Here is an 11,294-nt window from a genome sequence, read left to right on the forward strand (position 1 = left end):
CACAGGCACACATCGTGGACAACACCACTGAAGTCATTCATGCCGAGTTGCGCGGCCAGGCGGTCGTCATCACCGGCGGCGCGAAGGGCATCGGCTACAGCACGGCGCAGGCCTTTGCACGCCAGGGCGCGCGCGTCGCGCTGCTGGACATGGATGCCGGCGCGCTGGACGCCGCCGTCGCGGCCCTGGCCGCCGACGGCGCGCAGGCCATGGCGGTACAGGCGTCCGTTACGGATGCCGACGCCGTCGAGCGCGCCTTTGCGCAGGTTGCGGACACCTGGGGCGGCATCGACGTGCTGGTCAACAACGCCGGCATCTCGGCCAACAAGCCCACGCTGGAGGTCACCGTGGACGAATGGCGCCGGGCCGTCGACATCAACCTGACGGGCGTCTTCCTGTGCGCGCAGGCCGCAGGCCGGCGCATGGTGCCCGCCGGCTCGGGCAGCATCATCAACCTGGCCTCCATGTACGGCGTGGTGGCCGCCCCCGACCGCGCCGCCTACTGCGCCACCAAGGGCGCGGTGGTGCTGCTGACCGAGACGCTGGCTGTCGAATGGGGCCCGGCGGGCGTGCGCGTCAACGCGCTGGCGCCCGGCTACGTCGAAACCGACCTGGTGCGCGACCTGGCCGCGCGCGGCCGGCTGGACCCCGAACGCCTGAAGCAACGCACGCCCCTGCGCCGCATGGCGCAGCCGGCCGAAATGGCCGACCTGGCGGTTTTCCTGGCCTCGCGCCAGGCCGCCTACATCGCCGGACACACCCTGGTGGCAGACGGCGGCTGGAGCCGCTACAGCTACCTCTGATTGCCCCGACGCTTAAAAAAACACACTGGAGATTCACTCATGGCCACCTACCAACCGCTCGAGCCCCAGGCGCCCTGGCGGCAACTGACGGCCCAGGCCTCGGACTGGCAGCAGGCGGACCCCGCGCTGCTCGGCACGATGCTGACCCAACTGCACTGGATCCGCGCTTTCGAGGAAGCCGTGCTGGAACTGGCCGCCGAAGGCCTGGTGCACGGCCCCGCGCACTCGTCGGTCGGGCAGGAAGGCGGCGCCGTCGGCTCGGTGCTGGCCCTGGGCGCCGGCGACCAGATCAACGGCTCGCACCGCGGCCACCACCAGTTCCTGGCCAAAGCGCTGCAGCACGTGGCGCCGCAGGGACTGGATCCGCGCAACCCGCTCACGCCCGCCATCGATGAGGTCCTGCACAAGACGCTGGCCGAGATCATGGGATTGGCAAACGGCTACTGCCGCGGCCGTGGGGGCAGCATGCACCTGCGCTGGCTGGAAGCGGGCGCGCTGGGCACCAACGCGATCGTCGGCGGCGGCGTGCCGCTGGCCGCCGGCGCGGCCTGGGCGCACAAGCACGCGGGCACGGATCGCGTGGCCGTGACGTACTTCGGCGACGGCGCGGTGAACATCGGCTCGGTGCTCGAAACAATGAACCTGACCGCCGCGTGGAAGACGCCGCTGTGCTTTTTCATCGAGAACAACCGCTACGCCGTGTCCACGACCGTGGAAGAGTCCACCGCCGAGCCGCGCCTGTCCGCGCGCGGCCTGGCCTTCAACATTCCCGCGTGGAAGGTCGACGGCATGGACCCGCTGGCCGTGCACCTGGCCATGTCGGAAGCCGTGGCGCACATGCGCGCGGGCAAGGGTCCCACCATCGTCGAGGTGGACGTCTACCGGTTCTTCCACCAGAACGGCCCCTTCCCCGGCAGCGCCTTCGGCTATCGCACCAAGGACGAAGAGGCGCAATGGCGCCTGCGCGATCCGCTGGACCGCATCGCGGCCGAGATGATCGGCCGCAAGCTAGTCACGCAGGCGGAGGTGGACGCGCTGCGCCAGCGCTGCAAGGACGTGATGAAGGAAGTGTCCGGCCGCCTGACTGAAGCGGCTGACGGCGGCAAGCGCCGCGTGCGCGCCGACCTGTGGCCCAGCCCGGATTTCCGCGACGTGGGCCTGCGCAGCGATGGCTCGGAACTGGCCGGCCTGCGCTACCAGGAGGCGGCGGACCACACCGGCCCCACCGTGACCCGCAAGTTCGTCGATGCGGTGGCCGACGTACTGGACCGCCGCATGGAAACCGACCCCGGCGTCGTGGTGCTGGGCGAAGACGTGCACCGCCTGAAGGGCGGCACCAACGGCGCCACGCGCGGCCTGAAGGACAAGTATCCGGACCGAGTGCTGGGCACGCCCATTTCCGAAAACGCCTTTGCAGGACTGGGCGGCGGGCTGGCGATGGATGGCCGCTACAAGCCCGTCGTGGAATTCATGTACCCGGACTTCATGTGGGTCGCGGCCGACCAGATCTTCAACCAGATCGGCAAGGCGCGCCACATGTTCGGCGGCGACATCGACGTGCCCTTCGTGCTGCGCACCAAGGTCGCGATGGGCACGGGCTACGGCTCGCAGCATTCGATGGACCCGGCCGGCATCTTCGCCACCGCGCCCGGCTGGCGCATCGTCGCCCCGTCCACGCCGCACGATTACGTCGGCCTGATGAACACGGCGCTGGCCTCCAAGGACCCGGTGCTGGTCATCGAGCACGTCGATCTGTACGCGTCTTCGGGCGAGGTTCCCGAGAATGACCTGGACTACGCCATTCCGTTCGGCCGCGCGCAAGTGCGGCGCGAGGGTGGCAAGGTCACCATCCTGACGTACCTGTCCATGGTCAGCCGCGCGCTGGCGGCGGCCGAAGCAGCCGGCGTGGATGCGGAAGTCATCGACCTGCGCACGCTGGACCGCGCCAGCCTGGACTGGGACACCATCGGCGCCAGCATCCAGAAGACCAACAACGTGCTGATCGTGGAACAAGGCGCGCGCGGCACGTCCTACGGCGCCATGCTGGCCGACGAGATCCAGCGCCGCTACTTCGACTGGCTGGACCAGCCGGTCAAGCGCGTCACGGGCGGCGAGGCCTCGCCCAGCATCTCCAAGGTGCTGGAGCGCGCGGCATTCGCCGATACCGATGAAGTGGTGGCAGGCCTGGCCGACGTGCTGGCCGACCTGGGGGAAAAGCCATGACTGCCCTGCACATGACCGTGCCGATGGAAGTCGGCATCTGCTGCGCGGACCTGGATGCGCTGGCCGCGTTCTACACCGATGTGATGGGCCTGACGCTGGTGAACCGTGTGACCGTGCCGGCCGGCAAGGCGCAGGCCACGGGGCTCACGCCGCACGGCTACGACGTGGCGCGTCTGCAGACGCCTTACGGCGAGCGCATCAAGCTGCTGCAGCCGGCCGTGGCGCCCGAACCGGCCGTGCGCGGCAAGGCCATTCTGGACCGCCAGGGCGCCGCCTACCTGACCTTCATCGTGCGCGACCTGCGTGGCGTGGTGAGCGACCTGCAATCGAAGGGCGTGGTCTTTGACAGCGCGCCCGCGCCCATGGAAGTGCGCCCGGGCACGTGGCTCGCCTTCTTCCGCGACCCCGAAGGCAATGTGCTCGAACTCGTCGAATACGACGACCCCGCCGCGTACCGGCCCGACCTGGCCGGCGCCGCTGAATAGGAACAACATCGTGGCATACCTTATCAAGCTCCCCTCCGTTGCCGCCGACGCCTCCGGCGGCGTGCTGCACCAGTGGCTCAAGCAGGAAGGCGATCGCGTCGCCGTGGGCGAGGCGCTGGCGGAAGTCGAAACCGAAAAGGCGATCGTCGAGATCAACGCCGAACAGGCAGGCGTGCTGGGCCGCATCGTCGTGCAGGCCGGGCCGGCCTCGGTGCCCATCAACACCGTGATCGGCGTGCTGGTCGCGGATGGCGAAGATGCGGCGGCGATCGATCGTGCGTTGGCCGAGCACGGTGGTGCGGCGGTGGCTGCCGGGTCGGCTGCTGGCGCGTCGGCTCCCGGAGCGTCGGCTCCCGGAGCGTCGGCTGCCTCGGCATCCGCTGGCGCTGCCTCTGCCTCTGCCTCGCAACAAGCCGGCAACGCGCCCGCGTCCGCCGCGCATTCCCCATCCGCATCCGCGACCGCGTCCGTCCCCGGCGGCCGCCTCTTCGCCAGCCCCGTCGCCCGGCGCCTTGCCGCGCAGTGGCACGTCGACCTGCTGGGCGTAACCGGCACCGGCCCGCATGGCCGCATCGTGCGGCGGGACGTGGAAGCGGCGCGCGACCGTGCGCCGGCCGCTGCCACCGCTGCCGCGCCGCTGGCTGGCCGGGCGGCCGCGCGCCGCGTGCCCCACACCGGCATGCGCCGCGCCATCGCGCGCCGCCTCACCGAAAGCAAGCAGCACGTGCCGCACTTCTACCTGACGGTCGACTGCCGCATGGACGCGCTGCTGGCGCTGCGCGCGCAGGCCAATCACGGCGGTGCGGTCAAGCTGTCGGTCAATGACTTCATCGTGCGCGCCGCCGCGCTGGCGCTGCGCGAGGTGCCGGAGGTCAACGCGTCCTGGCACGACGATGACATCGAGTACCACGCCGGCGCCGACGTCTCGGTGGCGGTGGCCACCGACGGCGGCCTGGTGACGCCCATCGTGCGCGATGCCGACGTCAAGCCGCTGTCCGCCATCTCGGGCGAGATCGCCGAGCTGGCCGCGCGCGCCAAGGTCAACCGCCTGAAGCCCGACGAGTTCACGGGCGGCTCGCTGACCGTCAGCAACCTGGGCATGTACGGCATCAGCCAGTTCGCCGCCATCATCAACCCGCCGCAGGCCGCCATCCTGGCCGTGGGCGCGGCCGAACGCCGCCCGGTGGTCGACGCCGAGGGTCAACTGGCCGCCGCCACCGTGATGACAGTGACGCTATCGGCGGACCACCGCGTCGTGGACGGCGCGGTCGGCGCACGCTGGCTCGCGGCATTCCGCACCCTGATCGAAAACCCCGTGCGCATCCTGCTGTGAGCCCCGCCATGACGAATACGAGTTTTGACCTGGTGGTGGTGGGCGGCGGCCCGGGCGGCTACGTCGCCGCGATCCGCGGCGCGCAGTTGGGCATGTCGGTCGCGCTGGTCGAGCGCGCCGAACTGGGCGGCATCTGCCTGAACTGGGGCTGCATTCCCACGAAAGCCCTGCTGCACAGCGCCGCCGTGCTGCGCGCCTGCCGCGAGGCCGCGCATTACGGCGTGACGGGCGCGGGCGAGGCCCGTCCCGATCTGGCCGCCATGGTCGCCCGGTCGCGCAAGGTCGCCGGCCGGCTGGGCCAGGGTGTCGCGCACCTGATGAAGAAGAACGGGGTGACGGTGTTTGCCGCCAGCGCCCGGCTTGCCGGGTCCGGCAAGCTGGCGCTGGACAACGGCGCCACGCTGTCGGCCAAGCACATCATCCTGGCCACCGGCGCGCGCGCCCGCGAGTTGCCGGCGCTGCCCGTGGGCGAACGCATCTGGGCCTACCGGCAGGCACTGGTTGCCGACGCGATCCCGGCATCGCTGCTGGTGGTGGGCGCAGGCGCCATCGGCGCCGAGTTCGCCAGCTTCTATCGCGCGGTGGGCGCCGAGGTCACGCTGATCGACATGACGCCGGAGATCCTGCCGCAGGAAGACGCCGAAATTTCGCAATTGGCGCGCAAGGCCTTCGAGAAGCAAGGTATCCGCGTCCTGACCCGCTGCGCGGTGACGGCCTCGTCTACCACCGCCGACGGCGTCAAGGTCACGCTGGAGCACGACGGCAAAAAGATCGAACAGACGTTCGACCGCGTCATCGTCGCCGCCGGCATCGTCGGCAACGTCGAGAATCTTGGCCTGGAAAAGACGCGCGTCAAAGTCGAAAAGACGCACATCGTCACCGACGGCCTGTGCCGCACCGGCGAGCCGGGCGTCTACGCGATCGGCGACGTGGCCGGCGCGCCGTGGCTTGCCCACAAGGCCAGCCACGAAGCCGTGCTGTGCGTGGAAGCCATCGCCGGCCTGCCCGTGCACGCCATCGACCCGCTGCGCATTCCCGCCTGCACCTACTCCTACCCGCAGGTCGCCAGCATCGGCATGACCGAAGCCCGCGCGCGCGAACACGCCACCCGGCACGGCGGCGACATTCGCGTGGGCAAATTCACCTTCGCCGGCAACGGCAAGGCGATTGCGATGGGCGAGGACCAGGGACTCGTCAAGACAGTCTTCGACGCCAAATCGGGAGAACTGCTGGGCGCGCACATCATCCACCCCGAGGCGTCCGAGCTGATCACGGGCTATGGCGTAGCCGCATCGTTGGAAGCCACCGAGGAAGACCTGATGCACACCGTGTTCGCGCATCCGACGCTATCGGAAACGCTGCACGAATCGGTGCTGGCGGCATTTGGAAGGGCATTGCACGCGTAGCCAATGGCGGTGTCTGACACCCTCGTGAGACAGGCGACATGCCCAGAGCCCGTCCGCAGGGTGTCAGACACCTGCGCCCAATCTGTGCCGGCGGAATTGGACCGGGCATTGCACGCGTAGCCAATGTCGGTGTCTGACACCCTCGTGAGACAGGCGACATGCCCAGAGCACGTCCGCAGGGTGTCAGACACCTGCGCCGAATCGGTGCCGGCGGAATTGGGCCGGGCATTGCACGCGTAGCCAATGTCGGTGTCTGACACCCTCGTGAGACAGGCGACATGCCGAGAGCACGTCCGCAGGGTGTCAGACACCTGCGCGCATCCAGGGTGTCAGACACCTGCGCGCATCAAATCCGGCCCGCGTAAAAGTCCAGGAAGCACGCAATGCGCCGCGATAGCTGCGTATTGCGGTGGTACACCGCGTGCATCGGTTGCAGGTAATCGGTGTATTCGCTTTCCAGCACCTTCACCAGCCGCCCGGCCGCGATGTCTTCGCGCACGACGAAGTCCGACAGGCAGGCGATGCCAACGCCGCGCAGCGCCAATTGCCGCTGCGTTTCGCCGCTGGAAGTCGACAGCGTCGGCGTCGCCTGAAAGCTTGAACCGCCCGCATGGCGCAGCGGCCAGAGGTTCAGGCTTTCCGGCTGGGTAAAGCCCAGCAATTCGTGGTCCGCCAGATCCTCCACCGTACACGGCGCGCCACGGCGGGCGATGTAGTCGGGACTAGCCATCATCCAGCGCGGCGACGGCCGTAGCGCGCGGGCGTGCAGCGTCGAATCGGTCAGCGGCCCCATGCGCAGCGCGACATCGGTGCGATGCTCCATCAGGTCCACGATGCGGTCGTTGCTGGTCAATTCCAGCGATATCTCCGGATACGCGCGCCGGAACTCGGCCACGTGCGGCACCACGCAATGCAGCATCACCGGCACCGACGCATCCACACGCAATCGCCCGGCCGGCCGCTGGTGCACCATGCGCATGCACTCCTCGGCCTCTTCCAAGGCGGCCACGATCTGGCGCGCCTTGGGCAGGAAATGCCGGCCTTCCTCGGTCAGCTCCATGCGGCGTGTGGTGCGGTTCAGCAGCGTGACGCCCAGGTCTTCTTCCAGCCGCTGCAGACCGCGGCTGACGCCCGACGCCGTCTGGCCCAGCATTTCGGCGGCGGCGCTGAGGGAACCGGCGTCGACCACGCCGAGGAAGAGGCGCAAGGCTTCGGAGTTCAGGGACATGGGTGCGGACTCCTTCTGGCTAACCCGCTAGTCTGTCTGCCGCGGCCTGCAGGCCATTCAGGATGGGAGTGGCCACGTGGTCCGGAAATGCGGGTGACAGTAAGTCGCGCACCAGGCGCACGACTTCCGGCGTGCGTGAGACCAAGTCGTCGACCACCGCCTCCACGCCCCGGCCGTCAGGCGCCACCACACCGTGTTCCGCCCCCATCGCGAGCCAATGACGCCGCAGGATATCGCGCATGATCCAGTGGGGATTCCTGGTGCGCACTGCCATGGCCATGCGCGCCTTGAAGGGCGAAAGCTGATTGGCGCCGGTCCCGATAACGGGATAAGCAGACAGCACGTCGTACAGCGGCGTCAGTGCGTATGCGCCGCCCGGACGCATAAAAATGCTGAAGTTCTTTGCGTGGCCGTCCGTGGCGCGCAACATCCAGAACAAGACCTGCGCCTGAAAAAACGTGCGCCGATCAACATCGGGCTCGCGCGAAGTGGCCAGCAGCTTCATGATGGTGCGTACGCCCGGCCCGCCATCGGATTCGTACTTCAGATGCGGCGGCGTGGCCGTCGCCTGGCACATGTCTTCCTGCGGCCGCCGGATCAGCCAGCGCTTGCCGTCGTCATTGCGCCACCACATGCGGTCGAAGCGCTCGACCGCGAGCACCTTCATATCCTCGAACATCAAAGGCCGGGTGCGGGCCACCGGCATTCCATAAGCGTGGAGGATCTCGGAACATAGCCACTCGTTCTCTACCGAGTCGCTCATGTCGAACTTCAAGTTTCCAACGAGGCCAAGCGGCATCTTGAAGATATGCGTGGTTGGCGTGGCGCCGTGAGGCCTGCACCAGCGGCCATCGAACCACAGCATGGCCGTCTTTTCCTGTGCGCCGGCGATCGAGATGCGAAATTCGTCATCGTCATCCACATTGCGACCCGCCCACGGCCCCGGCGTCAGGGTCGTGCGCAGCGCCTGGGCTACTTGCGCGTCGCTGAGGGCCGTGGCGTCAACCCGCGTCACATGCTCAGGCGCCTGGCCGTGGGGCATGACCTGCACCGCGCCGACGCAATCCCGGCCAATTTCAGCCAGCAACGAGAACGCATCGGTGGATCCCGTCTGAAACCGCCGCGCGACGCGCTCGCGCATGTTCTGGCTGTCGGGCAGCAGATTGTCGAAGTAATTACGCACGGCTTCGCCGCGATGCGGCGGGTTGCCCGGCGTGAATGGAAGTGACAACGACAGTGGCCGGCCCCGTTCGGAGGCGATCCACGTCTCGTCGTAGTGGAGCATCTCTCCGGTCTGGGGCTGGACGCTCCAGACGCCCACAAAATCCCCGTTCATCCAGAGATCCAGGGCGCGGTGGTGGGATCGTCGGCCCATGGTTACCAATCCGGTGTGGTCGATGACTCGGTCGCGGACGGCGCCGTGCGCTGCCGCAACACGACGTCCACGCCCAGGATGCCGAGAATTTCCAGCAACCGGTCGGCGCCGAGCTTGTCCGCATTGCGCTCGAACGCCGACAGCGTCTGCTGCGTCACGCCCAGACGTAGCGCCGCCGCAGCCTGGGTCATGCCGGCCTGCTTGCGGAATGCCCGCAGCAAAGCGGGGAGCTGGTCCGCCGTGTGGACGGTGAAGTCGGACATGCCAAACTCGCGCAGATGAAGGTTTACAGATTCTAGGTTGTAAATTCTAAATACGCAACTTAAGCTGTATTTCCGAAAAACAGCCTTTAAACTGTTTTTCGGAAATACAGCTTGAATTTTGTATTTCAAACATTGCTGGGCAGCGTCTACTAATACGCGTCGTGCCTCACGGCGCAATAAAAAGCGGCGCCCGAAGCGCCGCCTTTTTCAGCAACCGGTCATCAACCGGTCACCGCTTGCCCTTGAGCTTGAGCTGCGACAGATCGCGCACCGCACCACGATCGGCCGACGTGGCCAGAGCGGCGTAGGCCTGCAGCGCCTGCGACACCACGCGTTCGCGGCCCACCGGCTCCCAGCCGTCGGCGCGCGCGTCCATTGCCGCGCGGCGGCGGGCCAGTTCGTCGTCGGACACGGCCAGGTGGATCTTGCGGTTGGGGATGTCGATCTCGATCGTGTCGCCTTCTTCGACCAGGCCGATGGTGCCGCCTTCGGCCGCTTCCGGCGAGGCGTGGCCGATCACCAGACCGGACGAGCCGCCCGAGAAGCGGCCGTCGGTAAAGAGTGCGCAGGTCTTGCCCAGGCCCTTGGACTTCAGGTAGGAGGTGGGATAAAGCATTTCCTGCATGCCGGGGCCGCCCTTGGGGCCTTCGTAGCGGATCACCACCACGTCGCCCGCGACGACTTTGTCGCCCAGGATGCCTTCAACGGCGTCGTCCTGGCTTTCAAAGACGCGCGCGCGGCCCGTGAAGGCCCATTGCGACTCGTCCACGCCGGCCGTCTTCACGATGCAACCCTTTTCCGCCAGGTTGCCGTACAGCACGGCCAGGCCGCCGTCCTTGGAATAGGCGCTTTCCTTGCTGCGGATGCAGCCCGTCTTGCGGTCGGTGTCCAGCGTCAGGAACGTGGCGTCCTGGCTGAAAGCGACCGTGGTCGGGATGCCGCCGGGCGCCGCGCGGTAGAACTTTTTGGCTTCTTCGCTGGCGTTGCCGGCCACGTCCCATTGCTGGATGGCGTTGCCCAGCGTGCCGCTGTGCACGTTGCCGCAGGACAGGTCCAGCAGATCGGCGCGCGCCAGTTCACCCAGGATGCCCAGGATGCCGCCGGCGCGGTGCACGTCTTCGATGTGGTACTTGTCGGTGGCGGGCGCCGCCTTGCACAGGCACGGCACCTTGCGCGAGATGCGGTCGATATCGGCCATGGTGAAGTCCACGCCGGCTTCCTGCGCCGCGGCCAGCAAGTGCAGCACGGTGTTGGTCGAACCGCCCATCGCCACGTCCAGCGCCATCGCGTTCTGGAACGCGCTCTTGGTGGCGATGTTGCGCGGCAGGACGGATTCGTCTTCTTCGACGTAGTAGCGGCGGCACAGGTCAACGACCAGACGGCCGGCCTGTTCGAACAGCCCCTTGCGCCAGGCGTGCGTGGCGACGATGGTGCCGTTGCCCGGCAGCGCCAGGCCGATGGCTTCGGTCAGGCAGTTCATCGAGTTGGCGGTGAACATGCCGGAACAGGAGCCGCAGGTCGGGCAGGCGCTGCGCTCGACTTCGGCGACTTCCGCGTCCGACACGTTGGGATCGGCGGCCTTGATCATGGCGTCGACCAGGTCGATCTTGGCAATGACCTTGCCGTCGGTGGGCGACTTGACCTTGCCCGCTTCCATCGGGCCGCCGGACACGAACACGACCGGAATGTTCAGGCGCATCGCGGCCATCAGCATCCCCGGGGTGATCTTGTCGCAGTTCGAGATGCAGACCATGGCGTCGGCGCAGTGCGCGTTGACCATGTATTCCACCGAGTCCGCGATGAGTTCGCGCGACGGCAGCGAATACAGCATGCCGCCGTGACCCATGGCGATGCCGTCGTCCACGGCGATGGTGTTGAATTCCTTGGCGACGCCGCCGGCGGCTTCGATTTCCTTGGCCACCAGCGCGCCCAGGTCGCGCAGGTGCACGTGGCCGGGGACGAACTGCGTGAACGAGTTCACCACGGCGATGATCGGCTTGCCGAAGTCGCCATCCTTCATGCCGGTGGCGCGCCACAAGGCGCGGGCGCCGGCCATGTTGCGGCCGTGGGTCGAAGTGCGGGAGCGGTAGTGCGGCATGATCTGTCTCAGGCTGTAGCTGTTAGCGTGGGCGGCAAAACGGTAAATAATACGCTGGTTCCACCCCCGGCCGCCCCGCG

Annotated in this window: 9 protein-coding genes; 5 read left to right on the forward strand and 4 right to left on the reverse strand. The window is 67.8% G+C overall.

Features of this window, described 5'->3' with window-relative positions:
- The first annotated feature begins 14 nt into the window (after positions 1-14).
- From V6V88_RS25175 to lpdA, 5 genes are read left to right on the forward strand one after another with little or no spacing between them, the layout of a single operon-like run.
- The gene (locus V6V88_RS25175; protein WP_338616912.1) at positions 15-803 is read left to right on the forward strand and encodes an SDR family oxidoreductase; all 789 of its coding nucleotides are present in this window, start codon (positions 15-17) and stop codon (positions 801-803) included.
- Positions 804-842: 39 nt separating this feature from the next.
- On the forward strand, positions 843-3,026 hold the full coding sequence (locus tag V6V88_RS25180) for a thiamine pyrophosphate-dependent enzyme (protein ID WP_338616913.1): 2,184 nt from the start codon (positions 843-845) through the stop codon (positions 3,024-3,026).
- Positions 3,023-3,511, forward strand: coding sequence for a VOC family protein (locus V6V88_RS25185; protein ID WP_338616914.1), 489 nt, complete (start codon positions 3,023-3,025; stop codon positions 3,509-3,511). The genes V6V88_RS25180 and V6V88_RS25185 overlap by 4 nt, the downstream gene beginning before the upstream one ends.
- Before the next feature lie 10 nt (positions 3,512-3,521).
- Complete coding sequence (locus V6V88_RS25190) at positions 3,522-4,844, forward strand: pyruvate dehydrogenase complex dihydrolipoamide acetyltransferase (protein WP_338616915.1); 1,323 nt, start codon at positions 3,522-3,524, stop codon at positions 4,842-4,844.
- Positions 4,845-4,852: 8 nt separating this feature from the next.
- Positions 4,853-6,250: a dihydrolipoyl dehydrogenase gene (lpdA, locus tag V6V88_RS25195; RefSeq protein WP_062841288.1), complete on the forward strand. Its 1,398-nt coding sequence runs from the start codon at positions 4,853-4,855 to the stop codon at positions 6,248-6,250.
- Positions 6,251-6,596: 346 nt separating this feature from the next.
- Here the strand turns inward: lpdA and V6V88_RS25200 are convergent, their stop codons facing one another.
- The 4 genes from V6V88_RS25200 to ilvD form a co-directional block, all read right to left on the reverse strand.
- Complete coding sequence (locus tag V6V88_RS25200; protein ID WP_062841289.1) at positions 6,597-7,478, reverse strand: LysR family transcriptional regulator; 882 nt, start codon at positions 7,476-7,478, stop codon at positions 6,597-6,599.
- A gap of 19 nt (positions 7,479-7,497) precedes the next feature.
- Positions 7,498-8,853, reverse strand: coding sequence for a type II toxin-antitoxin system HipA family toxin (locus V6V88_RS25205; protein ID WP_338616916.1), 1,356 nt, complete (start codon positions 8,851-8,853; stop codon positions 7,498-7,500).
- A gap of 2 nt (positions 8,854-8,855) precedes the next feature.
- Positions 8,856-9,116: a helix-turn-helix transcriptional regulator gene (locus V6V88_RS25210; RefSeq protein WP_062841291.1), complete on the reverse strand. Its 261-nt coding sequence runs from the start codon at positions 9,114-9,116 to the stop codon at positions 8,856-8,858.
- A gap of 229 nt (positions 9,117-9,345) precedes the next feature.
- Positions 9,346-11,214 carry a dihydroxy-acid dehydratase gene (ilvD, locus tag V6V88_RS25215; protein ID WP_062841292.1) on the reverse strand — a complete coding sequence of 623 codons (1,869 nt, stop codon included), beginning with the start codon at positions 11,212-11,214 and terminating at the stop codon, positions 9,346-9,348.
- Between the last annotated feature and the right edge of the window lie 80 nt (positions 11,215-11,294).

The sequence above is a fragment of the Achromobacter sp. E1 genome, assembly GCF_037039475.1.
In the GTDB taxonomy this organism is placed as follows: Bacteria; Pseudomonadota; Gammaproteobacteria; order Burkholderiales; family Burkholderiaceae_B; genus Achromobacter; species Achromobacter mucicolens.